27 protein-coding genes are annotated in these 25368 nt (G+C 61.8%); 12 read left to right on the forward strand and 15 right to left on the reverse strand.

Annotated elements, in window-relative coordinates; translation table 11 throughout:
- Window positions 1-31: 31 nt before the first annotated feature.
- From N1937_RS18485 to N1937_RS18525, 9 genes are all read right to left on the reverse strand, one after another.
- The gene (locus N1937_RS18485) at window positions 32-1015 is read right to left on the reverse strand and encodes a calcium-binding protein (protein ID WP_260056704.1); all 984 of its coding nucleotides are present in this window, start codon (window positions 1013-1015) and stop codon (window positions 32-34) included.
- A gap of 399 nt (window positions 1016-1414) precedes the next feature.
- A complete protein-coding gene (locus tag N1937_RS18490) occupies window positions 1415-2512 on the reverse strand; it encodes a protein-glutamate methylesterase/protein-glutamine glutaminase (protein WP_064249498.1) in 1098 nt (365 codons plus the stop codon).
- A gap of 61 nt (window positions 2513-2573) precedes the next feature.
- Window positions 2574-3428, reverse strand: coding sequence for a CheR family methyltransferase (locus tag N1937_RS18495; protein WP_260056705.1), 855 nt, complete (start codon window positions 3426-3428; stop codon window positions 2574-2576).
- A 29-nt stretch (window positions 3429-3457) separates the two neighbouring features.
- The gene (locus tag N1937_RS18500) at window positions 3458-3940 is read right to left on the reverse strand and encodes a chemotaxis protein CheW (protein ID WP_260056706.1); all 483 of its coding nucleotides are present in this window, start codon (window positions 3938-3940) and stop codon (window positions 3458-3460) included.
- Complete coding sequence (locus N1937_RS18505) at window positions 3937-5628, reverse strand: methyl-accepting chemotaxis protein (protein WP_260056707.1); 1692 nt, start codon at window positions 5626-5628, stop codon at window positions 3937-3939. The genes N1937_RS18500 and N1937_RS18505 overlap by 4 nt, the downstream gene beginning before the upstream one ends.
- A gap of 31 nt (window positions 5629-5659) precedes the next feature.
- Window positions 5660-6169 carry a chemotaxis protein CheW gene (locus tag N1937_RS18510; RefSeq protein WP_170259786.1) on the reverse strand — a complete coding sequence of 170 codons (510 nt, stop codon included), beginning with the start codon at window positions 6167-6169 and terminating at the stop codon, window positions 5660-5662.
- The gene (locus tag N1937_RS18515; protein WP_260056708.1) at window positions 6166-8208 is read right to left on the reverse strand and encodes a chemotaxis protein CheA; all 2043 of its coding nucleotides are present in this window, start codon (window positions 8206-8208) and stop codon (window positions 6166-6168) included. Before N1937_RS18515 ends, N1937_RS18510 begins: the two co-directional genes overlap by 4 nt.
- Window positions 8205-8573 carry a response regulator gene (locus N1937_RS18520; protein WP_162117005.1) on the reverse strand — a complete coding sequence of 123 codons (369 nt, stop codon included), beginning with the start codon at window positions 8571-8573 and terminating at the stop codon, window positions 8205-8207. Before N1937_RS18520 ends, N1937_RS18515 begins: the two co-directional genes overlap by 4 nt.
- Window positions 8570-8899, reverse strand: coding sequence for an STAS domain-containing protein (locus N1937_RS18525; RefSeq protein ID WP_260056709.1), 330 nt, complete (start codon window positions 8897-8899; stop codon window positions 8570-8572). The genes N1937_RS18520 and N1937_RS18525 overlap by 4 nt, the downstream gene beginning before the upstream one ends.
- 340 nt (window positions 8900-9239) lie before the next feature.
- On the opposite strand from N1937_RS18525, the gene N1937_RS18530 reads away from it, so the two are divergent.
- Window positions 9240-10982, forward strand: coding sequence for a chemotaxis protein (locus N1937_RS18530; protein ID WP_260056710.1), 1743 nt, complete (start codon window positions 9240-9242; stop codon window positions 10980-10982).
- Between the two features lie 60 nt (window positions 10983-11042).
- On the opposite strand, the gene N1937_RS18535 is transcribed toward N1937_RS18530, so the two are convergent.
- Both N1937_RS18535 and N1937_RS18540 read right to left on the reverse strand, forming a co-directional pair.
- Entirely contained in the window at window positions 11043-12125 is a 1083-nt protein-coding gene (locus tag N1937_RS18535; protein ID WP_162117002.1) for a tetratricopeptide repeat protein, read from the reverse strand.
- A gap of 10 nt (window positions 12126-12135) precedes the next feature.
- Entirely contained in the window at window positions 12136-12789 is a 654-nt protein-coding gene (locus N1937_RS18540) for a thiamine phosphate synthase (RefSeq protein ID WP_162117001.1), read from the reverse strand.
- Between the two features lie 107 nt (window positions 12790-12896).
- Here N1937_RS18540 and N1937_RS18545 point away from each other — a divergent pair, with 107 nt between their 5' ends.
- Window positions 12897-13661: a sulfite exporter TauE/SafE family protein gene (locus N1937_RS18545; protein ID WP_170257709.1), complete on the forward strand. Its 765-nt coding sequence runs from the start codon at window positions 12897-12899 to the stop codon at window positions 13659-13661.
- Between the two features lie 94 nt (window positions 13662-13755).
- The gene (locus N1937_RS18550; RefSeq protein ID WP_003542830.1) at window positions 13756-14016 is read left to right on the forward strand and encodes an ArsR/SmtB family transcription factor; all 261 of its coding nucleotides are present in this window, start codon (window positions 13756-13758) and stop codon (window positions 14014-14016) included.
- 205 nt (window positions 14017-14221) lie between these two features.
- On the opposite strand, the gene N1937_RS18555 is transcribed toward N1937_RS18550, so the two are convergent.
- Window positions 14222-14395 carry a YdcH family protein gene (locus N1937_RS18555; protein ID WP_003542831.1) on the reverse strand — a complete coding sequence of 58 codons (174 nt, stop codon included), beginning with the start codon at window positions 14393-14395 and terminating at the stop codon, window positions 14222-14224.
- A 227-nt stretch (window positions 14396-14622) separates the two neighbouring features.
- Here N1937_RS18555 and N1937_RS18560 point away from each other — a divergent pair, with 227 nt between their 5' ends.
- The 6 genes from N1937_RS18560 to N1937_RS18585 all read left to right on the forward strand — a co-directional run bounded on the left by N1937_RS18560 (window position 14623) and on the right by N1937_RS18585 (window position 18640).
- The gene (locus N1937_RS18560) at window positions 14623-14826 is read left to right on the forward strand and encodes a YdcH family protein (protein WP_003542832.1); all 204 of its coding nucleotides are present in this window, start codon (window positions 14623-14625) and stop codon (window positions 14824-14826) included.
- Window positions 14827-14843: 17 nt separating this feature from the next.
- Complete coding sequence (gene purE, locus N1937_RS18565; protein WP_017968169.1) at window positions 14844-15338, forward strand: 5-(carboxyamino)imidazole ribonucleotide mutase; 495 nt, start codon at window positions 14844-14846, stop codon at window positions 15336-15338.
- The gene (locus N1937_RS18570) at window positions 15335-16411 is read left to right on the forward strand and encodes a 5-(carboxyamino)imidazole ribonucleotide synthase (RefSeq protein WP_260056711.1); all 1077 of its coding nucleotides are present in this window, start codon (window positions 15335-15337) and stop codon (window positions 16409-16411) included. The genes purE and N1937_RS18570 overlap by 4 nt, the downstream gene beginning before the upstream one ends.
- 164 nt (window positions 16412-16575) lie before the next feature.
- Window positions 16576-16701, forward strand: a complete 126-nt coding sequence (ykgO, locus tag N1937_RS18575) for a type B 50S ribosomal protein L36 (protein ID WP_003566454.1) — start codon at window positions 16576-16578, stop codon at window positions 16699-16701.
- A 112-nt stretch (window positions 16702-16813) separates the two neighbouring features.
- Complete coding sequence (locus tag N1937_RS18580; RefSeq protein ID WP_222294110.1) at window positions 16814-17449, forward strand: tetratricopeptide repeat protein; 636 nt, start codon at window positions 16814-16816, stop codon at window positions 17447-17449.
- 114 nt (window positions 17450-17563) lie between these two features.
- Complete coding sequence (locus N1937_RS18585) at window positions 17564-18640, forward strand: alpha/beta fold hydrolase (RefSeq protein WP_026154570.1); 1077 nt, start codon at window positions 17564-17566, stop codon at window positions 18638-18640.
- Window positions 18641-18690: 50 nt separating this feature from the next.
- On the opposite strand, the gene N1937_RS18590 is transcribed toward N1937_RS18585, so the two are convergent.
- Window positions 18691-19407 carry an SDR family oxidoreductase gene (locus tag N1937_RS18590; protein ID WP_170277116.1) on the reverse strand — a complete coding sequence of 239 codons (717 nt, stop codon included), beginning with the start codon at window positions 19405-19407 and terminating at the stop codon, window positions 18691-18693.
- Window positions 19408-19523: 116 nt separating this feature from the next.
- Between N1937_RS18590 and N1937_RS18595 the strand changes: the two genes are divergently transcribed.
- From N1937_RS18595 to N1937_RS18605, 3 genes are all read left to right on the forward strand, one after another.
- Window positions 19524-20378 (forward strand): helix-turn-helix transcriptional regulator, encoded by an 855-nt coding sequence (locus N1937_RS18595; RefSeq protein ID WP_170277115.1) that lies wholly within the window; start codon window positions 19524-19526, stop codon window positions 20376-20378.
- 75 nt (window positions 20379-20453) lie between these two features.
- Window positions 20454-22190 (forward strand): gamma-glutamyltransferase, encoded by a 1737-nt coding sequence (gene ggt / locus N1937_RS18600; RefSeq protein ID WP_260056712.1) that lies wholly within the window; start codon window positions 20454-20456, stop codon window positions 22188-22190.
- Window positions 22191-22345: 155 nt separating this feature from the next.
- A complete protein-coding gene (locus tag N1937_RS18605) occupies window positions 22346-23320 on the forward strand; it encodes a threonine ammonia-lyase (RefSeq protein WP_260056713.1) in 975 nt (324 codons plus the stop codon).
- Window positions 23321-23383: 63 nt separating this feature from the next.
- Here the strand turns inward: N1937_RS18605 and N1937_RS18610 are convergent, their stop codons facing one another.
- Entirely contained in the window at window positions 23384-24196 is an 813-nt protein-coding gene (locus N1937_RS18610) for a phytanoyl-CoA dioxygenase family protein (RefSeq protein ID WP_260056714.1), read from the reverse strand.
- A 232-nt stretch (window positions 24197-24428) separates the two neighbouring features.
- A complete protein-coding gene (locus N1937_RS18615; RefSeq protein ID WP_260056715.1) occupies window positions 24429-25325 on the reverse strand; it encodes a LysR substrate-binding domain-containing protein in 897 nt (298 codons plus the stop codon).
- Window positions 25326-25368: the final 43 nt, after the last annotated feature.

Here is a 25368-nt window from a genome sequence, read left to right on the forward strand (position 1 = left end):
ACGCCGCTGTTTTCGCAAGAGATGGCGAACCTTATGGCTGGATCGAATATCGCTCGTCTTCGATACCCAGATCCGCCCAGAAGACATCACCGTGGCCGGCTGTGTTCACGATGGCTGAAAGCATCGGCCTGCCCCAGCTCTTGGAGGTCGCCGAGAGATCGAGCGTGGTCTTGTCGTCGAAAGCAAGCTGAACCTTCATGCTCTTCGACATGTCGAGTGTGAGCGAATCTTCCGATCCCTTGAACGAGATCACCATCGTATTGCCCCGATCGTCGATGACGACGTCGTCCTTGCTGTAGCCGCCGACGTTGATGGTGAAATTGTTGCGGGACAGGATCGTGTCCTGACCGTCACCCTTGCTGAAGTTGACCGTCGAGCCCTTGCCCGTCAGTCGTAGCGTGTCATCTCCCGCACCGCCCGAAACGGTGGCATAGGCGCCGGTCTGAATGAAGTCGTTGCCGTCACCCCCATCAGCCACGTCGTAGCCATAAGCCGCACCGTCAACGCTCGCGCGGGCCGAGAGAACGATCACGTCATCGCCGGCGCCAGCCGAAACTGTCGAATGCCCAAGCGCGATGATCTCGTCATTGCCGTCGCCCCCATCGATGGTTGCGTAGTCGTAGGCGTGAACCCAGTCGTTGCCGGCCCCGGCATCCAAGGTGGTGTGATCATAGCCATAGAACCAGTCGTCACCCGCACCGGCATGGACGTTGGAATACGAGTAGGTGTTGATCGTGTCGTTGCCGTCATCGCCGTAGATCGTCGCGTAGCTATGGGTGCCGATGACGTCGTCGCCGTCGCCGCCAGAAACGGTCGCATGGTAATAGGCACCGAGATTGTCGTTGCCACTCCCACCCCGGACGTTTCCGTAATTGCGTACGCCGATGGAATCATTGCCGTCGCCACCGTCGACTTCGGCATAGTCGCCGGCCTCGATGATATCGTCGCCCGCCCCGACGCTGATCTTGGCATGTGCAAGAGCGAGGATGATATCGCTGGCGTCGGTGCCGTTCATCTGCGCGCTGTCCATCAGCGCGACCATGATGTTGGAATAGGCGCTGATATTACCGCTATTGATGTTGGAAAGCAGATCCTCGAGGATCTTCCGGCGGCAGATGTAGGGGCCTGGCCGGAGGTTGATGTCGCACCGTGCCGGGACACGGGGCCATGCGTATTGCTTGCAGGCGGGACGAATACCATGCTGAACTCCCCATCTCCTCTCCGACCTTATGCGGACAAAGATGTGAACGACCGGAGCTTCATGCGCCGTCGCGATCTTTCGAACACAACTCTGAGCAGTACCGGTAAATTTCGCCTTAACGCTAAGCGCCAAAGATTACACAACTGGAAATTTTAAAATAAGAAACGGCGGCGTCCTCCAACGCCGCCTTTTTCGATCCAATTGAAACCGGCTTCAGAACTTCTGCTGCGTCATCAGCACTTCGCGAGCGATCTGATCGAGCGGCAGGATTCGGTCGACACCGCCTTTGGCGATCGCCTCCTTCGGCATGCCGAAAACAACGGAACTCGCCTCGTCCTGCGCCACTGTGTAGGCGCCGGCCTGATGCATTTCCAGCATGCCGCGCGCGCCGTCGTCGCCCATGCCGGTCATGATGATCCCCATTGCGTTCGAGCCGGCCGAGCGCGCCGCCGAGCGGAAGAGCACGTCGACCGAAGGCCGGTGGCGCGACACCAGCGGCCCGGTCTTCACACTCACATAGTAGCGTGCACCCTGGCGCTCGAGCAGCATATGTTTGTCACCGGGCGCGATCAGCACATGACCGCGCAGCACCGGATCGCCATCGACGGCTTCCTTGACCTCTACCTCACAGAGTCCGTTCAGCCGCTTGGCGAAGGCGGCGGTGAATTTCTCCGGCATATGCTGGACGATCACCATGCCAGGCGCATTGGCCGGCAGTTCCTCCAGGAACTCGCGCAGTGCTTCGGTGCCGCCGGTGGAGGCGCCGACGCAGACGACCATCTCCGTCGTCTTCGCCATGGCCCGCCCCGTCGGTGGCGGCAGCATCACATCCGCCGTCAGCTTTTTGGCCGGCCCCTCCGCCGAAGCGGAGCGGATAGTTCCGGCGGCGCGGCGGACGTTGGAAAGCCGTGCATGCGAGGCGCTCTTGACGACTTCGCGAATGCGCATCGCGTCGTCGGAAAGGCTGTCGGCGGCGCCGATCTTCGATTTCAGGATGACGTCGACGGCGCCGGCCTCCAGTGCCTGGAGCAGCGTTTCCGATCCCGCCTCCGTCAGTGACGAGCACATCACGACGGGGATCGGCCGCTGCGCCATCAGCTTGCGCAGGAAGGTGATGCCATCCATGCGCGGCATCTCCACATCGAGCGTAATGACATCCGGGATTTCTTCCTGCAGCTTCCGCGCCGCCATGAAGGGATCGGATGCGACCGCCATGATCTCGATATCGGGATCCTGCTCCAGCACATGGGTCAGCGTCTGGCGGATGCTCGCGGAATCGTCGATGATAAGGACGCGGATTTTCTTAGCCATGAATGCCCCTAATGCATGCCGTCCAGAAGTGCGCAGCGGTTTTGGGATGACGCGATGCGCTTTAGATACGCTGAAACACCGTATTCGAGACCTGTTTCAACGACAGATCGAAGCCGGTGATCGATTCGGAATGGCCGATGAACATGTAGCCGCCCGTCGCCAGGCAGGCACAGAGGCGGTTGAGCACGCCGGCCTGAGTCTGCTTATCGAAGTAGATTAGCACGTTGCGGCAGAAGATGACGTTCATCAACTCGCCGATCGGGTATTTCTCGTCCATCAGGTTCATGCGGGCAAAGCCGACCTTGCTGCGCAGTTTCGGCGTGATGCGCACCTCCCGCCGACCCGGTTGCTTGGCCGTCAGCACATATTTGCGCTGCAGGTCGCGCGGCACCGGCGCGATAAGATCTTCCGGATAGATGCCCCGGCGCGCCGTCTGCAGCACATCGGTGGAAAGGTCGGTGGCCAGCACGCTGTAGGAGACGTTATTGCGGCTTTCAGCGAATTCCGCCAACACCATCGCCATCGTATAGGGCTCGGCTCCCGTCGAGCAGGCCGAACTCCAGGTGCGGATGGTCCGAACGCCGCTGTTGGCAATTGTTGGCAGCGCGACCGTCTGCAGATAGTCGAAATGTTTGGCTTCGCGGAAGAAGTCGGTCTTGTTCGTCGTCACCACGTCGATCAGGTAGACGGTTTCCTGGTCGAGGCCGTCATGATTGAAGAGGAAGTCGCAATAATCGTCGAAGGTCGCATGGTTGGTTGCGCGAAGGCGGCGCCTCAGCCGCCCTTCAAGCATCGTCAGCTTGGTCGACGGCATCTTGATGCCGCTGTAATCGTAGATGAACCGGGCAAGCTTATCGAAATTGCGCTTGCTGATCCGGTCGCCCGGCAATTGGGTTTCCACCGCTGCCATGCTCATAGAACGCAGTACTCCGAGTTGATGCGCGGTCAGGCCGCCGATTGCAGTGCCGAGGCGTCCTCGCGCGACAGCAACCGTGCGAGATCGATGACGACGACGAAGCCGTTTTCACGACGAACGACGCCGGCGATATAGTCCGAGCGCCAACGCACGCCGATATCAGGCGCCGCCTCGATCTGCTCGCGCCGGAATGGCGTGACCTCGAAGACGCGGTCGGCAACGAGGCCAAGGGTCAGGAGCCGGCTTTCCATTGGCACGTCGAGGACGAGCACCCGCGTGTGCGGCGTCGGCACGGTCTTCGTCATGCCGAGCTTCAATCGAAGATCGATTGTCGGCACGCCCTGCCCGCGCACGTCGCGCAGGCCGAGCATATAGTCGGGACCATTCGGAATCTTGAAAGCTTCCGCATAATCGAGGATTTCCCGTACCACCTCAACCGGCACGGCGAAAATCTCCTCACTGAGGCTGAAGGTCACGAATTGCGCTTCCAGAGATGTCGTGGCCATGATCATGCGCTTTCCTTGAATTCGGCGTCCCCATCATCGGGACCGCCCATCGAGAGATCGAGAGCGAAGCCCTTCGCCCGCGCCTGCTGGCCGGCGACGCTGTTGGCGGCCGGTTTCTTGGGCGCAGGCTTGCGGGCGGCGGCGGAAGCAGGACTGCGGACCGTGACCTTGGCGGCCGGCACGCGATGCTGACGATGGCTTGCCGTATCGACCTTGAAGAAGGCGATCGACGTCTGCAGTTCTTCGGCCTGGGAGGCGAGCTCCTCGGATGTTGCCGACATCTGCTCGGAAGCACCGGCATTCTGCTGCGTCACCTTGTCGAGCTGCTGGATCGCCTCGTTGATCTGCGCAGCGCCGATATCCTGCTCGCGGCAGGCCGCACTGATCTCGGAGACCAATTCCGCCGTCTTGCGGATGTCGGGCACCAGCCGGCCGAGCATGTCGCCGGCATCGGCGGCAGCTTTGACCGTGTCGCTCGACATCGCGCTGATTTCCGCTGCGGCCGACTGACTGCGTTCGGCAAGCTTGCGCACCTCCGAGGCGACCACTGCAAATCCCTTGCCGTGTTCACCCGCGCGAGCGGCTTCAACGGCGGCGTTCAAGGCCAGCAGATCCGTCTGGCGGGCGATCTCCTGGACGATGCCGATCTTCTGGGCGATCGTGCGCATGGCGTCGACCGCACGCGTCACCGCTTCACCGCTCATCTCCGCGTCCTTGGCCGACTGGCGGGCGATCTTTTCGGTCTGGGCCGCATTGTCGGCGTTCTGCTTGATATTGGCGGCCATCTGCTCCATCGAGGCGGAAGCCTCTTCGGCCGAAGCGGCCTGTTCGGTTGCGCCCTGCGATACTTGTTCCGAACTGGCCGAAAGTTCCTGGCTGCCGGATGAGACATTGTCAGCGGCCGACAGTGCGTCGGCGACAACGCCGCGCAAGCGTTCGATCATCGTGTTGACGTTGCCGAGAAGCTCGCCGATTTCGTCGCGGCTGGTGATGTTGGCCATTTTCGTCAGATCGCCTTCCGACACTTCGCGAACCACGGTGTTGGCCCGGCTGAGGCCTTTGCTGATCGTGCTGGCGATCCAGAAAGCGGTAACGGCGGCAACCAGCAGGGCGACAGCGGCGACGGCAACCATCATTGTGCGAGTCGTCGTGTACTGTGCTTCGGCGCCGTCGTCGGCAGCCTCCATACGCTGTTTTTCAAGCGCCAAGATTTCGTTGAGCGTCGAGTCGATATCGTTGGCAGCGGCCCGCGCAGCCGTCACGGAAATGGTATTTGCGCCTTCGGCATTGCCGGCCTTCACATAGTCGCGGATCTGATCGTCAGCCGCATTGAAGGTCTTGGAAAGTTCGGCGATGCGCGCCCAGCGCGCCTTGCCTTCTTCCGTTGCCAGCGCCAGCACCTGGCCGAAGGCATCGGTAAAGTCCTTGCGGGCCTGATCGCCCTTGGCGATCGCACCCGCCGTTTCGTCGGCAGTGCGGGCGGTGAGCAGGTTCTTCTGCTGGCGGATGGCCTCGAGCTGGGCAATGTTGATTTGCTGGGCGAGGTCGAGACGGGCTGCCGGACCAGCGAGGAGATTGCCGATTGTGTCGTTCAGCGATCCAAGGCTGACGATGCCGTAGGCAGCGGTGCCCATGAGCATGAGGATGATGAAGGTGAACGCGGTCACCAATTTTGTCTTGATTGTCAATCGCATCGGTCTAACTCCAACTTGAACTCAGCCGATATCAGCTGGCGGCTCCTGCCGCATTGTGCCTCGATGAAAAAATCGCCTGCAGATTAGGGAGAATGATGAATTCTCCGCCCCTCTTCACCAGGCAGTTGATGTAGTCGGCGCGCCAGCGCATGCCGATGCTCGGCGGCGCCTCGCTCGCGGACTTTGCAAGTGTCGTCACCTCGTTCACCTTATCGGTTCTGAGGCCGACGAGCGTCTGCTCGCCCTGCAGATCGATCTCGATGACGATGATGCGGCTGTCGATCGTCGCCTCCGTTGCTTCCATCCCGAAGGCGAGACGCAGATCGGCGAGCGGAATGACCTTGCCGCGAAAGTTGATGACGCTGGCGACGAAGGGCTGGCTGCCCGGCACCGCGGTCTCGGGAAGCAGGTCCAGGATTTCCTGAACGATGACGGCTTCCAGCGCAAAGGTTTCGCCGTTGAGATCGAAGGTCAGGACCTCGACTTCCTCGGCATAGCTCCAGTGATTGTCAAATCGTTCGGCTATGGCTGTTGCACTCATCCTGCTACACGCAATTGCGCCTCCTGTTGCTGACCCGCGGCAACCAGGTGCCCGACGTCGAGAATGAGAGCGACGCTGCCGTCGCCGAGAATGGTCGCGCCCGAGAAGGTCGCAACGTTATTGTGCAGTTTCGACATCGACTTGATGACCGTCTGGTGGTCGCCGATGATCTGGTCGACGACGAGACCGACGCGCTCCGTGCCTGTGGATATGACGACGACCTTCTGGTGCACGTCGGGCTTGGTGCCGGTGCGGAAGAGATCGCGCAGGCGCAGGAACGGCACCAGGCTGTCGCGCAGCGAGATGAAGCTGCGGCCGCGCGAGCGGAGATCTTCCTCGAGCGACAGTTCGAGGCATTCCTCGACCGCCGAGAGCGGGATGACGTAGCGGCCGGAACCGACGCGCACCAGCAGCCCGTCGATGATGGCGAGCGTCAGCGGAATGCGCAGCGACACTTCCGAACCCTGTCCCGGCACGCTGACAATGTCGATCGCGCCGCGGAGCGCTTCGACCGTCTTCTTCACCACGTCCATGCCGACCCCGCGGCCGGACAGATTGGTGATCGCGGCAGCCGTCGAGAAGCCAGGGGCGAAGATCAGCTGCAGCAGCTCGGAGTCGGAAAGCGGCTGGCCGGCCTGGATGAGGCCGGAGGATTCCGCCTTGGCGCGAACCCGTTCACGATTGATGCCGCGGCCGTCGTCCTTGATCGAGATGATCACTTCGCCGCCGGCCTGGCGGGCCGAAAGCGTCACCGTGCCGGCTTCGACCTTGCCGGAGGCAAGGCGATCGCCGGGCGTTTCGAGGCCGTGATCGATCGAGTTGCGCACCAGATGTACTAGCGGATCGGCCAGACGCTCGATGACTGTTTTGTCGACTTCCGTGCTCTCGCCCTCCGTCACCAGTTCGATCACCTTGCCGGTCTCGCGGGCGAGATCATGGACGAGGCGGCGGAAACGGGAGAACAGGGTGGCGACCGGCACCATGCGCAACACCATCATCGTGTCGCGCAATTCGCCGGAGAGACGTTCGATTTCTTCCGAAACGGAGCGTAGCGCGATATCGGTGCTGGCGCTGGCGAGCTGGCTGAGGCGCGATTGGGCGATGACGAGCTCGCCGACGCGATCCATCAGCTCGTCGAGACGTTCGGCCGGAACGCGGACATTCTCGGCCGCCTTCGCCTGGCTGACGGCGGCGGGCGCCTCGCGCTTGGCCGGAACCGCCTCGACAGGACGGAATTCCGGGACGGCCGCCGGCGGAACGGGCGCCGCCGATGCCGCGGCGACAGGCGCAGGGGCTGCCTTTTCATCAGCCGGAGCAACGACTGCCGCTGTCGGCCCGTCGATCTCCTCGACACTGAGTTCCATGTCATCGAGCACGAAGATGAAGACGTCGTCGATCGCCGAACGGTCCTGCTCGCTGGTCAGCGTCACATCCCAGGAAATATGGAGATCCGTCGGAGTGAGCTCGTCGAGGGCCGGAATGGCCGAGGTATTGGCGCGCACGGTGCATTCGCCGAGATCGCGCAGCTCGTCCAGCAGACCGAGCGGGTTGGTGCCGTTGGCCATCGAATTGGCGGGCAGGCTAAAGCGGATGCGCCAGCTGTTCTTCTTCGCCGGTGCCTCGCGCACGGCTGCGGGTACTAGAACAGCGGCCGGCGCCGCTTCCTTGCCGCCGACGGCGGCCTGCAACTGCGCCAGCAGCTTATGCCCAATATTGCCATGATCGGCGTCCGGCTGGTCGACGAGGGCGCGCATATGGTCCTGAGCGGCAAGGACGGCGGCGACGAGTTCGCTGGTCGCCGAAACCTCACCCTTGCGGACGCGATCGAAGGCTGTTTCGCAATGATGGGTGAAGGCGGCGAGCGCCTCGAAGCCAAACATCGCGCCGGAGCCCTTGAGCGTGTGGAGCCCGCGGAACACGGCGTCGACAAGATCCTTGTTGTCGAGCTGGTGAGTCAGGTCGAGAAGACCGGCCTCGATCGCTTCGAGGCATTCGGCGGCCTCCGTGCGGAATACGGCGACGGGATCGAGCGTACTCATCGTCCAAGAACCTTCTTCACGATCTTCACCAGGCTTTCCGGGTCGAACGGCTTGGTCAGCCAGCCCGTCGCGCCGGCGGCCTTGGCGCGCGCCTTGAGATCGGCGTCCGATTCCGTCGTCAGGAAGATGATCGGAACGCCGGCCTGGGCCGGCAGCTTGCGCAGTTCCTCGATCATCGTCAGCCCGTCCATGACAGGCATGTTCAGATCGGTCACGATCAGATCGAAGCTGCTGCCCTTCGCCGTCGCGAGGCCCTCTGCCCCGTTGACTGCCTCGGTGACGCGATAGCCGGCATTGGTCAGCGTGACCTTGGTGGTCAGACGAATGCTGGCGGAATCGTCGACAGTCAGGATACTTGCACTCATAACGTCACCTCTTTATGCAACCAGAACTTTGCGTCTTCGCGATCGAAGGATTCGATGAAACCTGCGCGCTCAAGTACTTTCAGGACCGAGCCGCTGGCCGGCAAAGAAAGCTCGAACGTCTTTCCCTTAACCTTTGCTTGGCGACGCGAGGACTCGATGAGTTGAATGAAACTCAGATCCGCTTGTGCGCCTTCGGGAATGCTGATGATGATTGCATCGCGGTTATGAAATTCGTCGCTAAGCTTGGAATATAGTTCGGACACGTTACGAATGCTGAGCACGTCCTGTAAATTTATAGATTCGTAATATTGCTTCTGAGTATCCAATGCAGCCTCCTGGGCCAGAGAAATACTTGATGACCCTAAAAGGACTCTCACGGCAGCGTTAATGCGGGGTAAACAGCGGTTGTAGGAAACTGCCGCATAGCGAGTCCGGCGACTCCCAATTCTCATCCGGGATAAGTTGTATTTTTTTCTCAAAATTTAGAAATAAATAAAATAAAAACAATATGTTGAATCATCAAGTCGAGCGTTGGGCTTTCACCGACACGCCATCAACATCTTTCGTTAATCACAACGCTGGCGAGTCCAGCGCGTTTACCGGACGTTTCCATCCTGCCCGTAAAAATAGAGTGGAATTGCCTGGATTTTAACAAAAGGTATAAAAGTGGCACACGCTCTGGTATCGCCGAACGCTGCAGCCTACACATCAGGATGGGACATCAGCCAGACCCTGGAATCCGCCCGCGGCCAGGTCGAGGAACGTTTCCTCGAAGGCGGCACCGTGCTGCTGTCGGTTATGGATGTTCTCAACCGCTTGCTGAGCTCGCTCGAGAACGTCACCACGGCGCTCGACAATAAAGAGGCGAGCGACACCGGCGCCGATCTCCGGGCCACGGTGGCGAGCCTGACGGCGCTGCCGATCACTGAGGAAGGCCGCCAACAGGCGCTCGTCTCGCTGGCGCATACCGGTAGGGAGCTGCGCAAGCACGTCGCTGACATGCAGGAGACGATGCGTTATCTCAGAACCTTCGCAGTAACCGTGAAGATCACCGGCGCCGGCATTGCCGAATTCGCCGGCTTCGCGCAGGAGATTCTGGAGCGTATCTATTCCGGCACCGATGAGGTCAACCGTTTCGCCGCACACCTCGACAGTCTCGATAAGGAGGTCAAACTCGCCGCCTCCTTTGGCGCCAGCGTTTCCAAGGGTTACGCCGATACCGTTCCGGCCGTCGCCGGGGCCTTGCGTGATGACGCCGCCAAGATCGCCGAACACCGCAAGGATCTCGGCGTCATAGCGCGCGAGGTCGGCGCGATTGCCCGCGCCGTGCAGAGCAAGGTCGCCTCGACGCTGTCTGCCCTGCAGATCGGCGATATCACTCGCCAGCGTATCGAGCATGTACAGGCCACTTTTTCGCTGCTTGAAGATTTCTTTGCTGGCGAGGATGGCGCAAAGCTCGACGCTGGCGCGCGCCGGCGCCTCCAGAACGTCATTCACCATCTGACTGCAGCGCAGATGAGCGACATGTGTGCAAATTTTCAGCGGGATTCTGAGAACGTCGTCAAGACGATCGCGAGTTTCGACCACGATATGCGGGAGATCCTCAGGCTGCGCGATCAGATGAGCGGTGAGAGCGGCGGGGCCGGCGGTAACTTCATGCGCGCGCTGGAATCCAGCGTTTCGGCCGCCCATGAAATCGTCAAGCAGGTCGACGCGGCAAGCCGTCAGGCCGACCATGTCAGCCAATCGACGATCGGCACGGCCGCCAAGCTCTCCGAAGCGATCGGCAACATCCGCGCCGTCAAGACCGACATTCACTATATGGCTTTGAATACCAACCTGCGCTGCAGCCGCCTCGGTGAAGAAGGCAGGTCGATCAACGTCGTCACCGCCGAGCTGCGCATTTTTGCCGGCAAGCTCGACGATTCCGCCGACGCCATCGTCAATGGCCTGCCGGCGCTCGAAGCCGCGGCCGGGCGCGTCGCCCCCGCCACTGACGCCGGAGCCGGCAACCTGGGAGAGAGCCTGACATCGGCCGTCGGCAACATCCGCTCTGCAGCCAACCTGATGGAAAACGAGCTGAAGGTGCTCGCCGAGAACGGTCGCGAGGTCGCCACCAAGATCAGCCTGCTGATCGGCAAGCTCGATTTCCAGCATGACCTCGGCGAAGTCCTTGCCGGCTGCGCCGATCTGCTCGAAGGCGTCGCCGGCACCGATGTCGCCGATATTTCCGATCTCGCCGAGATGATCGCGCCGCTCGACCGCAAGATCTTCAAGCACTATACGATGGTCCAGGAGCGCAACATTCATCGCGACGTCATCCCGGCAAGCGAGGGCAGCACCCCTGCTCTCGCCGAGATGGCCAAAGTCGAAAATGACGAGGATCTTTTCGCCGACGCGCTTTTCTAAAGCACGTCGCGCAACAGGGTGTAGCGCGCTTTAGGGCAACTCCAGTAAACGGCGCGCCCGCTAACGCCGCCGGAATTTGTTGGCAGCCTCGATCGCCGCCTTCTGCTGATCCTCCTCGATGCCGAGGTAGAAATCCTCGAGCGCCGGATCGGCGAGCCCGGCCCGGCGCGACAGCACGTACCACTTCGCCGCCTCGATCGGATTGGGCGGCGTGCCGATGGCATTGATATAGAGATGGGCGAGTTTGTTCTGCGCAGCGACATTGCCGCCATTGGCGGCAAGTTTCAGCCATTCGAAACCCTTGACGTAATCCTTCGGCCCGCCGACGCCGTTGACCAGCCAGATGCCGAGATCGAGCTGGGCCGTGTCGAAGCCGGCGCGCGCCGCGCGTACCATCCACTCGCGGGCGAGCTTCTTCTTTTCCTCCGGCAGGTCTTTCAGCGTCGCATAGATCTGCGCCACGGCATATTGCGAATCGGCAATGCCCTGCTCGGCCGATTTCTCATAGAACGGCAGTGCGAGCTTCAGTCCCTTGTCGCCGGGATTGTCGGCGATGAGAAGCTGCGCCCAGTTGAATTCCGCCGAAGGATTGCCGGCCTCGGCCGCCTTGCGCATGTAGTCGTCGGCCTTGACCTTATCACGCGGCACGCCCTCGCCTTCCATCAGGATCAGTGCATATTTGAACATTGCCGCCGGATCGCCACCTTCTGCCGCCTTGCCGTACCAGAAGGCAGCATTCTTCACGTCTTTCTTGACGCCGAGGCCTTGCGACAGGATTTCGCCGATCAGTGTCTGCGCCGCCGGATCACCGAGTTGGGCGCGCGGTAGCGCCTTTTCCATTGCCGTCAGGTAATAACCGCGCTGGAAGGCGCCGTAAGCCTCGTCGATCGGCCCCTTGTAATCCTTCTCCGGCGGCAGATCGGGCAGCTTCGCGCCCATGCGGTCGAACACGCCGACGCCATCGGAGGGCCCCGCGCCCGAGGCGGAAGGCCGGTCGGTGCGGAAGGTCGAAGCCGGCGCCGTGCCCGGCTGGCTGACGACGCTGTCCGGCGCCTGCGCCAAGACGACATCCGGTCCGGCCGCAACGAGGACGGCCATGCTGGCAAGGATATATTTCAGGAAGCGGACGGGTGGGATCGGCATGAGCGCGATTTCAATCCTCAAACCGTGGCGCTTTTTCGTCAAGCAACGCATTGATCTCGGCGACGACAGACGGTGCCCGGGCGGGCTCGGCGAAGACCGCCAGCCGCAGCGCCACGAACTCCGCTCCGGTCTCGGCGACGGCGAGCGCCGAGGCCGGATCGGTGCCACCCATGACGATGCAGGGGATCTCGATCATCGAGGCCCACCATTCGCCGAGCGCAAGGTTCTTCGGATGCGCCTCCGGCTTGATGTCGCCATCGAGCTTGCCGAAGAAGATATAGTCCGGCCTGGCTTCGCCGATCTCCAACGCATGGTGCCGGTCGGCCGCGTTGCCGCCGCCGATGATCAGCTTCGGCGCATGTTTGTCGATCGCTTCCGAAAGCGCCGCTACATTGCCGGAAATGTGCAAGCCGTCGGCCTTTGCCCGGCCTGCAACACGGCTGTCGCCTGCAATCAGCGCGGCTGCTCCAGCATCCTGAATCAATGGCACCAGCTTTTCGGCATGTTTCTGGAAGCTGCCGTCGTCAAGCCCATATTGCGGCACGATCACCGAAGCGACATCGCCGCCCTTCAGCGCGTCGGCGACGACCTTTGCCTGTTCATCGGCATCGGCGATATCGGGTACGATGAGCACAAGGCGGCAGCGGTTTTCCGGTTCGGTCATGAGGTCTTTCCGTTTCCTGCGAATTCCCCTTCGAAATGAGGGACCCGCACTCGTTTTGTGTGAGTAGTTCCGTTAGACGAGGCTTGCAAGAGGAGGACGTCGAAAGCATGCCGCAGGATTTGTCATTCTACTACGCCGCCGTGCCCGCCGTTCTGCTGGTAGGCCTCGCAAAGGGCGGCATGGGCGACGCTTTGTCGCTGATCGGCTTGCCCTTCCTCGCCCTTGTCGTCTCGCCGGTCGAGGCGGCGGCGATCCTGCTGCCGATCCTGGTCTTCATGGACATGATCTCGCTCGTCATCTGGCGCAAGCATGGCGACTGGGCGACGCTGAAGATCATGCTGCCGGGCGCCGTCTTCGGCATTGCGCTGGGCTGGGCGACCTCGGCGCTGGTTCCGGGCAACATGCTGCGCATCGTCATCGGCGCGGTGACCATCCTCTTCTGCCTGCGCTATTTCTGGAACAATTTCGGCCCGGGCGCCGGCAAGGTGATCCCGCCGCGCGGCCAGCGACCGATGGCCGCCAGCCTCTGGGGGACATTTTCCGGTTACGGCAGCTTCGTTGCTCATGCCGGCGGTGCGCCCTTCCAGATCTATGCCCTGCCGCTCAAATTGCAGCCACGCGAATATACCGGCACCAGCGTGCGCTTCTTCGCGATCCTCAACGCCATCAAGCTGATCCCCTATTTCGCGCTCGGCCAGCTCGACACCCAGAATCTTGCGACCTCAGCGACGCTTCTGCCCTTTGCCCCGCTCGCCACCATTGCCGGCGCCTGGTGCGTGCGCCGCATGAAGCCACAGATCTTCTATCCCTTCATGTATGCGATGGCGCTGATCGCCGCCTTCCTGATCGTGCGTGAGGGCCTTGGCTGGTAAGAGGCCCGTCAGCGCCGCTGCTTCGCATTGCTGCAATTCGCTGCAATGCACAATTTCCTTGCTGGCGCGGCCGGTTTGACGTAGCGTTGCCGCCATGTCGAACACCGACCCTTTCTCTGCGATTGCCGATCCGAACCGGCGGTTTCTGCTGGAGGAATTGCGTCGCGCGCCACGGACGGTCAACGAGCTTGCCGAAGGCCTGCCGATCAGCCGTCCAGCTGTTTCACAGCACCTGAAGGCGCTTCTCGACAGCAATCTCGTCTCCGTGACATCGGAAGGCACCAAACGCATCTATACGGTCAACAACCGCGGCTTCGACAAGCTCAATTTATGGCTGGATCAGTTCTGGGCCTGATGCATGTTCCCATAAGATCTGGAATACGATGTGAATCATAGGAATGCGATGCGAGACGTGGCGGACCCAAAAGCGCCAGCCACGATGCCGGATGCATCGGACTGGCGCAAATATGGTGTCAAATCACCGGTTCTTGCTAATTCTTGGCGGAATGGATGGATTTACCTTGTTGCGCAAGATGATCGCCCGGCGACCCTTGGGAAGATTAGTGGACGGATGATTTAAGACGCTGAATCTCGTCCTTGATGCGCAGCTTGCGGCGCTTGCATTCGGCAAGTTCCGTATCGGAAATAGAGGGAGATGTTCTGAGCGCGTGCAACTCCTCCTCGAGAGCGACATGCTTTTTCTGGAGTGACTCAAGATGAGCTTGAACAGTCATATGACCCTTCCTTCCTCTTACCCTCCCCGGCCAACATCGTCGGGGATCAAGGTGTCAACGGCCGGACTGTGACATATTTTTGAAGGCTTGTCGAAGGCCAAAAGATGAAGACTGGATGGCAATTTCATGATCAAGACTAACTAGCCGTTACCCGTATTTGGTGATAGGAGCTTGCGGAAATCATCGCCAGATCGGACAAGGTCCAGGGACGGTAACGGGGAATGCATATGGCCGATCAGGAACAGGCGGAAATCAGGCTCATAGTGGCGCGCCTGCGTCAGGAGCACGAGGATTTCGATGCCGCGATCAACGCCATGATCCAGACCGGATGCGATGCACTGCGGATCCAGCGAATGAAAAAGAAAAAACTTGTCATCAAGGACAGGCTCTCCAAGCTGGAAGATCAGATCATTCCTGACATCATCGCCTGAAAGGGAACGCAGCAACGATGACAGACAGACCACCCGTCGCCATCATCATGGGCAGCCAGTCCGACTGGGAGACCATGAAAAACGCCGCCGACACGCTGGAGGCGCTGGAAATTCCCTATGACGCGCGCATTATTTCGGCGCACCGCACAGTGGACCGGCTGGTCAATTTCGCCAAGGGCGCACGCGCGGAGGGCTTCAAGGTCATCATCGCCGGTGCCGGCGGCGCCGCCCACCTGCCGGGCATGACCGCCGCGATGACACCGCTGCCGGTTTTCGGCGTGCCGGTCCAGTCGAAAGCCCTGTCCGGCCAGGACAGTCTTCTTTCCATCGTGCAGATGCCGGCCGGTATTCCCGTGGGCACGCTTGCCATCGGCAAGGCCGGCGCGGTCAACGCCGCGCTTCTCGCCGCTGCCGTACTTGCCCTTTCCGACGAAGAAATCGCCGACCGGCTCGACGAATGGCGCGAGCGCCAGAGTGCTGCCGTCGCCGAATACCCGATGGACAACCTATGACGGCAAGAACGATCGGCATTATCGGCGGCGGCCAGCTCGGCCGCATGCTGGCCATTGCTGCCGCGCGGTTGAATTTTCGCACGATCATCGTCGAGCCGCAGGCGGACTGCCCGGCCGCCCAGCTCGCCAACCGGCAGATTACCGCCGCCTACGACGATCCGGCGGCACTGGCCGAACTTGCTGATATTTGCGATGTCGTCACTTACGAATTCGAGAACGTGCCCGTTGCAGCCGCCGAAAGGCTCTCGGCGAATGTCTCCGTCTTTCCGCCACCGAAGGCGCTGGAAGCTGCCCAGGACCGCCTCGTCGAAAAGCTCTTTCTCAATGACTGCGGCATATCAACCGCCCGCTTCCACGCGATCGATAGCCAGGCCGATCTTGAGACGGCACTTGAGGATTTCGGCGGCCAGGGCGTGCTGAAGACCCGCCGCCTCGGTTATGACGGCAAGGGCCAGAAGGTTTTCCGCTCGGCGGCCGACAGCCCGGATGGCGCCTATGCCGCACTCGGCGGCGTACCGCTCATCCTCGAAAGCTTCATCGCGTTCGAGCGCGAGGTCTCGATCATCGCCGCGCGCGCCACCGACGGGACGGTCGTCTGCTTCGATCCCGCCGAGAATGTGCACCGCGACGGTATCCTTCACACCTCGACGGTTCCAGCCGCGATCTCTCCATCGACGGCGGACGCCGCGCGCCAATCGGCCGAAAAGATCCTTGCCGCGTTGAACTATGTCGGCGTCATCGGTATCGAATTCTTCGTGCTTGCCGATGGTGGCCTGATCGCCAACGAGATGGCGCCGCGTGTCCACAACTCAGGTCACTGGACGGAAGCGGCCTGCGTCGTCAGCCAGTTCGAGCAGCATATCCGCGCCGTCGCCGGCTTGCCGCTTGGCAGTTCTGAACGCCATTCCGAGTGTATCATGCAGAACCTGATCGGCGATGATATCCTGGCCGTTCCCGACTGGCTGCGGCGCCCCGATACGCTGGTTCATCTCTATGGCAAGACCGAGTGGCGCCCCGGCCGCAAGATGGGCCATGTCACCACCTTGACGCCGAAATCGCCGGTTTTGGCCTGAGAAAACACCCCTGTGCCTTGGGAAAAACACCTTCATGTGGTTGACACGGAAAAGGTGACGGGGTATCTGCTCCCCCACCTAAACAGCGCGCCCGATGGCGCGCTTTTGATTGTTAAAGATACGGGCGAATGTGAATTCCCCCCTAGAGATCGCGGATCAGAAAAATGAAGATCAAGAATTCGCTCAAGTCGCTCAAGGCTCGTCACCGTGACAACCGTCTGGTTCGCCGTAAGGGCCGCATCTACATCATCAACAAGCTGAACCCGCGCTTCAAGGCTCGTCAGGGCTGATTTCGCGCGTCCGGATCGCCCTGCCGCGTGAGCTGGCGCCGGCAGATATATCCGGTGGGTCGCTGCGGTGATCACGTCAAATTTGTTTGATCTTCGGCGCTGGCGGGCTAATATGTCCGCCATGCGCTTTTTTGCTTTGACATCAGCGGCGCTGCCGCTCGCCCTCATTCTCCTCACCGCCTCCTTTCCGGCCGCCGCCGCGGAAAAGCCCGCTGCCGCCGCGAAAAAGGATGTTATCGTCGAGCAGACGGATACCAACAGTTCGCCAAAGCAGCACCTCGACCAGCTCTTCAGCCAGCTGAAGCGTGAACGCGATCCCGAAAAGGCCAGCGGCATCGCCAATGAAATCCGCATGGAATGGAACGATTCCGGTAGCGCCACCGTCAATCTGCTGATGCAGTGGGCCGACAAGGCGATCGAGGAAAAGCGCAATCCCGCGGCCCTCGATTTCCTCGATGAGGCGATCGCGCTGAAGCCCGATTATGCCGAAAGCTGGAACCGCCGCGCCACGCTGAATTTCGCCATGGGCAATTATCGCAAGTCGATGTCCGACATCGAACGTGTGCTCGATCTCGAGCCGCGCCATTTCGGCGCGCTCTCAGGCATGGCGGCGATCCTCAGCAATTCCGGCAACGATCAGCTGACCTTGAAGGCTTGGGAGCGTTTCCTCGACGTCTATCCCGCCGAGCGTACTGCGCAGGAACAGGCCAACACGCTTGCGGAAAAACTCGCCGGCAACCGCACCTGATTCCTGGTCTGATATCTTGACGTCGGATCTCGCCGCGCAATTTTAGCATATGGAGGGAACGACATGGCGGTTGTCCGCCAGCAGGTCGTTCCGCAATTATCGCTCGTTGAGATCATGCTTGCAGAAGTTTCCGCTCTTCTCGCCCCGCTCGCCGCCGCCATCGGTTACTCCACTTATAAGGCGCGGCAATTCGAACACGCCTATCCGAATATCGGCGAACTGACGGATGTCGGCGGCTACCGCATGAATGCCGTCCACATCGAGCGTCCCGAAAATGCGGATCTGCCCGCCCTGGTTTTCATTCACGGCGCCAGCGGCAATTTGCTCGACCAGGTCGTTGCCTTCCGCGCCGCACTCGAAGGCCGGGCGGAAATGCTGTTCGTCGACCGCCCCGGTCATGGCTATTCCGAGCGCGGCGGCCCTGAGAACGCCGTCCCCTCTGGCCAGGCCGATGCGATCGCCAGACTGATGGAGAAGCGCGGCATCGAAAAGGCTGTTATCGTCGGCCATTCCTTCGGCGGCGCGATCACCGCCGCCTTCGGCCTGCGTCATCCTGATAAGACCGCCGGCTTGCTCTTCCTTGCGCCCGCCACCCATCCATGGCCGGGTGGCATCGACTGGTACTATCATGTGGCAACCGTGCCGATCGTCGGCTGGCTCTTCAACCACGCGATCGTCGTGCCTCTCGGTCTGAGCCGGCTGGAGCGCGGCACGCTGAATGTCTTCCGTCCCAATCCGCGCCCGGCCGACTACATCGAAAAAACCGGGCCGTCGCTGGTGCTGCGACCCAACGCTTTCCATAACAACGCCGCCGATTTCAAAAGGCTGCTCGCCTATGTGAAGGAGCAGTCGCTGCTCTATTCGCAGATCACCGCACCGACCGTCATCATAACAGGTGACAGCGACGAGATCGTCTGGGAACACTTGCACTCGCGCGGCCTTGCCCGCGATATATCAGGCTCCGAACTCATCACCGTCAGCGGCGTCGGCCACAAGCCGGATTATCTCGCAACCGATGTCGCCATCGCCGCCATGGAGAAGCTATCAGGCAAGCCGCGCGACCTGCAAGCGATCGCCCGCAGGGCCGAAGAGAGGCTTGCCGCCTCCTCACGCGATCGGACGGCCGCGGCCGTACAGTCGTTGGGGTCGACCGGGCCGCGCGTTTTTTCAGACGCGCAGAGGACGCTGTAGCACTTTGAATTGCTGCATAATTTTGTCCTCAGCATTGCAGGAAACCTGCCTCAGGCGCCGAGACGCATGCCGCCGTCGCAGGTGACGACGTGGCCGCTCATGAAGCCGTTTCCGATCAGGAAGGCAATCACCTGCGCGATATCCTCCGGCCTGCCGACACGGCCGACCGGCGTGCGGCCGGCGAAATCCGCAAAGACGCTGCCGCGCTGCTCGGGCGGCAGGAAACTCCACCACGGCGTATCGACGACCCCGGGGGAAACGCCGTTGACGCGCAGCGGCTTCAATTCGGCGGCAAGCACCGGCACCATCGCCTCGATGCCGGCATTGACGGCCGCAAGCCCAGCCGTGCCAGGCATCGCAGCCTGCGCGCTGACCGCCGAAACGAAGGTGATGCTGCCGCCCGGCTGCAGCAGCGGCAGTGCCGCCTGGGCTGCCGCTGCATGCGGAATGAGCTTGGTCTGGAAACCGGCAAGCAGGTCCGTCATGTCGAGCGTCGCAAAAGGTCCGGCGCCGTGACCGCTGCCCATCGCCAGCACGAGATGACCGAATGCGCCGATCCCGGCAAAAGCTTCCCCGAGTGTGGAAAGTTCCGCCGCATCAAGCACGAGGCTGCGCAGATCGCCATCGATCGATGCCTTCGCGGCGGCAAGCTTTTCACCGTCGCGGCCTGCAATGGTGACCGTATATCTCTGTTTCAAAAGTAATTTCGCCGTGGCGAGGCCGATGCCGGAAGAACCGCCGATGACGACCACATGCTGCAAAGACATGATGCTGCTCCTTGAATTGATCGATCCGCAGGCGTTTGAATCACCCGCAGCGCCGGCATCATGCGCGGCCTGGAAACGGCAAACAGTTCCAGTTTTATCCTGGTATCGATACTGATATGATCACCGCCATGGACCAGAGAGCCGACACATTCGAAGCCCGCCGCCGTGAATTCGCAGCCTTTCTGCGCTCTCGCCGCGAGCGGCTGACGCCGTCCGAGGTGGGCTTGCCCGAGGGATTTCGGCGGCGCACGCCAGGTCTCCGGCGCGAGGAGCTCGCCATGCTCGCCGGCGTCGGCACCACCTGGTACACCTGGCTGGAACAGGGCCGCGACATCAGGCCCTCCGCACAGGTGCTGAACGCCCTTGCCGATGCACTGCGCCTCGACGAGGCCGAACGCCGGCATCTCTTCACCCTCAACAATCGCCATGCGCCGCAGGCTGTATCGTCCGCACCCGAATGCGTCGACGAGCCGCTGCAACGCATGCTCGCCAACCTGACCCACCAACCGGCCTATGTGCTCGGCCGCCGGTGGGACGTGCTCGCCTGGAACCGCGCCGCCGACATGCTGTTCGGTGGTTACGACACGCTCGACCGCGACGAGCGCAACATCATGCATCGTCTCTTCGCCGACCCGGCGCATCGCCGGCTGCTCGTCGATTGGGAATCGGTCGCCCGCGTCTCGCTGGCAATGTTCCGGGCCGACAGCGCGCGTTATGCCGGCGATCCGGATTTCGAACGGCTGATCGCGCTGCTGAAGCAGGCAAGCGACGAATTTCGTGACTGGTGGCAGCGCCACGAGGTCATCAGCCCGCTGTCCGGCATCAAGCGCATCGACCATCCCATCAAGGGCCGCATGTCCTTCGAACATACCGGCCTAACGCTGACAAACCGGCCGGAGATGAAGCTCATCGTCTACACGCCGCTCGATGACGACGATACCAACCGGAAACTCGCCGAACTTCTCGCATAAAGCCAACCCCTTGCATTGCCTCGGGCTGCCGCAGTCCCATATGTTTTTCCATCATTGTCCATAGGAGGGGAAATCATGGGCCGCCTGCATATCTGGACGATCTCCATCATCGCAGCACTGTCGCTGAGCCTGACCTCGGCTTTCGCCGCCTCGCCTGCACCCGTCGAAGCCGAGCACGGCATGGTGGTCACCGCCCAGCATCTGGCGACCGATGTCGGCGTCGAGGTGCTGAAGAGCGGCGGCAATGCCGTCGATGCAGCGGTCGCCGTCGGTTATGCGCTGGCGGTCGTCTATCCCACGGCCGGCAACCTCGGCGGCGGCGGCTTCATGACCATTCGCCTGAAGGACGGCACCAAGACCTTTCTCGATTTTCGCGAACGCGCGCCGCTTGCCGCGACAAAAACCATGTATCTCGATGCCAAGGGCGATGTCGTGCCACGCGCCAGCCTCGACGGCTATCTCGCCGTCGGCGTGCCGGGCTCCGTGATGGGCTTCGAGACCGCACGCGAGAAATACGGCACCAAACCGCGCGAGGAGCTGATCGCACCGGCGCTCCGCTTCGCCAAGGAGGGCTTCACGCTGGAACAGGGCGATGCCGCAAGCTTTGCCGGCAGCGCCAAGCGCCTCGCCAAGGATGAGGCGGCAGCGAAAATCTTCCTGAAACCGGATGGCAAACCCTATGCATCGGGCGAAAAACTCCAGCAGCCGGACCTTGCTGCAGTCCTGACAGCCATCTCCGAAAAAGGTCCCGACGCCTTCTACAAAGCCGCGCCCGCCGAAGCGATCGTCAAGACGAGCCAAGCCAAGGGCGGCATCCTCGCCAAGGAGGATTTCGAACAATATGCCGTGCGCGAGTTGAAGCCGATCGAGTGCAATTACCGCGGCTACGACATCATCTCCTCGCCGCCGCCTTCTTCCGGCGGCGTCATCATCTGCGAGATCCTCAACGTTCTCGAAGGCTATCCGCTCTCCTATCTCGGCTATAACTCGGCCGAAACGGTGCACATCATGGTCGAGGCGATGCGCTATGCTTATGTCGACCGCAATGCGGCGCTCGGCGATCCCGATTTCGTCGAGAACCCGGTCGAGAAACTGCTCGATAAGAAATATGCCTCGGAAATTGCCGCCAAGATCGATCCCTACAAGGCCGGCACCTCGGCGAATCTGAAACCGCTCGGCGGCAAGGAAAGCACCGAGACGACGCATTATTCGATCATCGACGACGCGGGCAATGCGGTCGCCGTCACCTATACGCTGAACGGCTCCTTCGGCGCCGGCGTGGTGGCACCCGGCACCGGTGTCCTGCTCAACAACGAGATGGACGATTTCACCTCCAAGCCCGGCGTGCCCAACCTCTACGGACTGGTGCAGGGCGAGGCCAATGCCATTGTCCCGAAGAAGACGCCGCTCTCCTCGATGAGCCCGACGATCGTCACCCGGGACGGCAAGCCCTTCATGGTGATCGGCAGCCCCGGCGGCTCGCGCATCATCACCATCACGCTGGAAGCAATCCTCAATGTCGTCGATTTCGGCATGGACATCAGCCAGGCGGTCAACGCCCCGCGTCTCCACCACCAATGGCAGCCCGACAAGGTCTTTCTCGAGCCTTATGCACTTTCGCCGGATACGGAAAAGACCCTCGCCGCGATGGGCTACAGCTTCGATGGCGGCAATGACGCGCCGCAATGGGGCCAGGCCGCCGGCATCCTCGTCGGCGGCAAAAGCCTTGCTGCCATCAAAAAAGGCGGCGGCGCCCGCTACAACGGCGCCATGGACAGCCGCGCAGCGGAAGGTTCGGCAAGCGGCTACTGACGCCTCGGGATCGCCTGATCAAACAGTCGGCAGAAGCGCCGCACGGCTTAAGAAGCAGCGGTGGTACCATTCATGTCACCGTGACAAAGTCGCCGTTCACAATTGGCTTGCCTCGCCCTATGCATGGGCGAACCCGCAAGCAGAAAGATTCCCGAATGGCCAGCATTGAAATGATTGTCGCAGCCCGCGCCCGTCTGCGCGGTCATATCACGCGTACGCCGCTTCTCTCCTCGCCTTTCCTCAATGAGATCGCCGGCCGGCGCCTGTTCGTGAAGGCGGAATGTCTGCAGCATTCCGGCTCGTTCAAGTTTCGCGGCGGCTGGTCGGCCGTCTCCGGCCTCGATCCGGCCGTGCGCTCGAAAGGCGTTATCGCCTTCTCCTCCGGCAACCACGCCCAGGGTGTTGCGCTTGCGGCCAAGCTGCACAATGTCCCCTCTGTCATCATCATGCCGAGCGATGCGCCGAAGCTGAAGATCGCCAACACCCGCGCCTTCGGCGCCGAAGTGGTGCTTTACGACCGCGTCACCGAGGATCGCGACGAGATCGGCGCGAGACTTTCGGCCGAGCGTGGGCTGACGCTGATCAAGCCCTTTGACGAACCGCTTGTCATTGCCGGTCAGGGCACGACCGGTCTTGAAATCTCCGAGCAGGCTGGAGAGGAAGGCGTGACATCAGCCGAAGTCCTGGTTCCCTGCGGCGGCGGCGGATTGACCTCCGGCATCGCGCTCGCCCTTGAAGCCAGTTCTCCCGGCTTTCGCGTCCGTCCCTGCGAGCCCAGGGATTTCGACGACACCACCCGCTCGTTGGCCTCCGGCAAGATCGAACGCAACGCGGCGGTATCGGGCTCGATCTGCGATGCGATCGTTACGCCGCAGCCGGGCAACATCACCTTCCCGATCCTCAAGCGCCTCGCCGGCGCCGGCATTGTTGTTACCGACGAGGAGGCGCTGCGCGCCATGGCACTCGCCTTCTCGCGGTTGAAGATCGTCGTCGAGCCCGGCGGCGCGGTGGCACTTGCCGCCGCCCTCTTCCATGGCGATGCTCTGGAAAGCGACACGGTCATCGCCGTCACCTCCGGCGGCAATGTCGATGCCGATATCTTCGCCATGGCTCTGGAACGGTTCGGCTGAGACGTCACGCCGGCGCGTCTTCGTGAGGCATCCGGCTCATCGAGCCGGATGCCGGATCAGCGATCAGATAGAGTGATCGTGAAGCGCCCGGCGGATTGCGATCTCGACCGGCGAATAGGCGCCGTCCTGCCGTTCAAGCCGAAGAGGTTCGGAAGGCACAAGGCCGGGCTGCGCCATAAAACGAGGCTCCTGGCCGCGATGCATCTGCGCCGCATGGATGAGGAATGGATGGCATAGATAGACTGTGCCCGCCTGCCCTGTTGCCAACGCCAGCGGCCGCTCTTCCCCGACATGCTCCAGCCAGAGATGCGCCATTCCCGCTTCGCCCGCCGGCGCCAGAAGGCGAGCGATATCCTTGTGCGAACCGACACGGATACGGGTCGGCGCATCTTCCTCCCCGACATCCGAGAACAGGAAGAGCATCAGCAACGCCCGCCCGCGCGAGTTGATATTCACCCGCCAGGCGGAAAAGTCCCGCTGCTCATCCGGATCGGAATCCTCGCCGGGAAAGCTCAGATCGACATGCCAACCGGCATCGCCGGGATCATCGGGATGGGGAAAGCGGACAGGGAAACTGCCAAGTCCATTGCGCGGCTCCCAGCGCCCTTTGCCGACGAGTTGGTCGAAGGCCGAATGCAATACCGGCGTGTTGACGGCTTTCTCGAACGGCCCGCCGCCATAACCGGCAAGCCGCACGACCGGCCGCGTCCACGTGTTTGGATCATCCGCAGCGAAGGGAATGTCACGCCACATGATGGCACGGGCTTCCCTGGCCAATTCGCGGGGAAAGGCGCCGTCGACCCTGGTGAAGCCGTCTTCGATGAATTGCTCGATCTGCGCGGCACGCGGCGCTATCGGATAAACATCTGATGTCATGATATATCTCTCTCTATCGCCAATCCTGCCGGCTCTGTCCTTGGCCAGACGCAGGGTCATTACGGTCCACGGCAACGGGCCAGCCGCAAAGGCTGGTTAGCGACCGCATCTTCTGATGCCCGAAGGCAGAGCCTTAGAGGCTCAAGAAGAAGGCCGTAGCGATATTGAGAGTGATCATCTTCATAGCGGCCGAAAGCTACAGCCACGCGTCCGAACGGTCAATGCTGGGATGTCATGCCACCACCCCATGCAACGCGCCATGCACCGACTGAAGCACGAGTTCGGCAAGCCGCGCCGCAGCCGGCTGCGGTTCGGCTTCCGCCCGATGCAGAACCAGACCGAGCTTCGGCAAATCAGGCAGGCCGATTGTCCCCGGCGCCAGCGGCCGGACCTTCGCCGGCAGGCCGATCGGCGTGCGGATGGTGAGGCCGAGGCCCGCCGCCGTCGCGGCCCAGAGACCGCCGAGACTGGGACTGACGAAGGCGAGCCGCCAGGAGATGCCCGCCTCATCAAGTGCCTTGGTCGCCGCGCTGCGCAGCAGACACGGCGCCTCCAACGAAGCGAGCGGCATCGGCTCGCCGCTTGCCGCTTGCCAGCCCGGCTGTCCCTCGGCAGGTCCGATCCAGCGCATCGGCACTTCGCCGATCCGCTCGCAATGCGCCGTCAGCGTGCCATCGCTCCAGGCAAGCGCCAGATCGAGCTTGCCCGATGTGACGCGCTGAAGCAGCTCGGCATTTCGCACCACCCGCGCTTCGATTCGGACCTTCGGGTGCGCACGCGCAAAGCGACCGAGCACATCCGGCAGCAGGGTCTCGCCAAAGTCCTCCTGCAGGCCGAGCCGCACCCAGCCTTCCAGCTCGACGTTGTTGACGGCGGCAGCCGCCTCGTCGTTGAGTTCCAGCAGCCGCCTGGCATAACCGAGCATCGTCTCGCCGGCATCGGTCAGCGCCAGCCCGCGACCCGCCTTGCGGAAGATCGGCGTGCCCGCCTGCTCCTCCAGCTTCTTCAGCTGCGCACTCACTGCCGAGGTCGAACGCCCGAGCCGCTCGGCCGCCTTGGCGAAATTGCCAAGCTCCATGCCGGTCGAAAAGGTTCGAAGCACATCGAGATCGAAGATTGTCCGTCGCATGAGATAATCCCATTTTTCAGGATCATTAATCCATAAAATTCTG

It is taken from the genome of Rhizobium sp. WSM4643, assembly GCF_025152745.1.
GTDB lineage: Bacteria > Pseudomonadota > Alphaproteobacteria > Rhizobiales > Rhizobiaceae > Rhizobium > Rhizobium leguminosarum_I.

What these genes read in the sequence shown, in the direction of transcription:
- N1937_RS18535 (WP_162117002.1), bottom strand. Translation starts at nt 12,125, where the DNA reads ATGCCGATCCCACCCGTCCGCTTCCTGAAATATATCCTTGCCAGCATG.
- N1937_RS18495 (WP_260056705.1), bottom strand. Translation starts at nt 3,428, where the DNA reads ATGAGCATGGCAGCGGTGGAAACCCAATTGCCGGGCGACCGGATCAGC.
- N1937_RS18485 (WP_260056704.1), bottom strand. Translation starts at nt 1,015, where the DNA reads ATGAACGGCACCGACGCCAGCGATATCATCCTCGCTCTTGCACATGCC.
- N1937_RS18570 (WP_260056711.1), top strand. Translation starts at nt 15,335, where the DNA reads ATGACGGCAAGAACGATCGGCATTATCGGCGGCGGCCAGCTCGGCCGC.
- ykgO (WP_003566454.1), top strand. Translation starts at nt 16,576, where the DNA reads ATGAAGATCAAGAATTCGCTCAAGTCGCTCAAGGCTCGTCACCGTGAC.
- N1937_RS18610 (WP_260056714.1), bottom strand. Translation starts at nt 24,196, where the DNA reads ATGACATCAGATGTTTATCCGATAGCGCCGCGTGCCGCGCAGATCGAG.
- N1937_RS18605 (WP_260056713.1), top strand. Translation starts at nt 22,346, where the DNA reads ATGGCCAGCATTGAAATGATTGTCGCAGCCCGCGCCCGTCTGCGCGGT.
- N1937_RS18540 (WP_162117001.1), bottom strand. Translation starts at nt 12,789, where the DNA reads ATGACCGAACCGGAAAACCGCTGCCGCCTTGTGCTCATCGTACCCGAT.
- N1937_RS18580 (WP_222294110.1), top strand. Translation starts at nt 16,814, where the DNA reads ATGTCCGCCATGCGCTTTTTTGCTTTGACATCAGCGGCGCTGCCGCTC.
- N1937_RS18595 (WP_170277115.1), top strand. Translation starts at nt 19,524, where the DNA reads ATGATCACCGCCATGGACCAGAGAGCCGACACATTCGAAGCCCGCCGC.
- N1937_RS18520 (WP_162117005.1), bottom strand. Translation starts at nt 8,573, where the DNA reads ATGAGTGCAAGTATCCTGACTGTCGACGATTCCGCCAGCATTCGTCTG.
- N1937_RS18515 (WP_260056708.1), bottom strand. Translation starts at nt 8,208, where the DNA reads ATGAGTACGCTCGATCCCGTCGCCGTATTCCGCACGGAGGCCGCCGAA.
- purE (WP_017968169.1), top strand. Translation starts at nt 14,844, where the DNA reads ATGACAGACAGACCACCCGTCGCCATCATCATGGGCAGCCAGTCCGAC.
- ggt (WP_260056712.1), top strand. Translation starts at nt 20,454, where the DNA reads ATGGGCCGCCTGCATATCTGGACGATCTCCATCATCGCAGCACTGTCG.
- N1937_RS18560 (WP_003542832.1), top strand. Translation starts at nt 14,623, where the DNA reads ATGGCCGATCAGGAACAGGCGGAAATCAGGCTCATAGTGGCGCGCCTG.
- N1937_RS18545 (WP_170257709.1), top strand. Translation starts at nt 12,897, where the DNA reads ATGCCGCAGGATTTGTCATTCTACTACGCCGCCGTGCCCGCCGTTCTG.
- N1937_RS18615 (WP_260056715.1), bottom strand. Translation starts at nt 25,325, where the DNA reads ATGCGACGGACAATCTTCGATCTCGATGTGCTTCGAACCTTTTCGACC.
- N1937_RS18510 (WP_170259786.1), bottom strand. Translation starts at nt 6,169, where the DNA reads ATGAGTGCAACAGCCATAGCCGAACGATTTGACAATCACTGGAGCTAT.
- N1937_RS18550 (WP_003542830.1), top strand. Translation starts at nt 13,756, where the DNA reads ATGTCGAACACCGACCCTTTCTCTGCGATTGCCGATCCGAACCGGCGG.
- N1937_RS18500 (WP_260056706.1), bottom strand. Translation starts at nt 3,940, where the DNA reads ATGATCATGGCCACGACATCTCTGGAAGCGCAATTCGTGACCTTCAGC.
- N1937_RS18505 (WP_260056707.1), bottom strand. Translation starts at nt 5,628, where the DNA reads ATGCGATTGACAATCAAGACAAAATTGGTGACCGCGTTCACCTTCATC.
- N1937_RS18555 (WP_003542831.1), bottom strand. Translation starts at nt 14,395, where the DNA reads ATGACTGTTCAAGCTCATCTTGAGTCACTCCAGAAAAAGCATGTCGCT.
- N1937_RS18490 (WP_064249498.1), bottom strand. Translation starts at nt 2,512, where the DNA reads ATGGCTAAGAAAATCCGCGTCCTTATCATCGACGATTCCGCGAGCATC.
- N1937_RS18585 (WP_026154570.1), top strand. Translation starts at nt 17,564, where the DNA reads ATGCTTGCAGAAGTTTCCGCTCTTCTCGCCCCGCTCGCCGCCGCCATC.
- N1937_RS18590 (WP_170277116.1), bottom strand. Translation starts at nt 19,407, where the DNA reads ATGTCTTTGCAGCATGTGGTCGTCATCGGCGGTTCTTCCGGCATCGGC.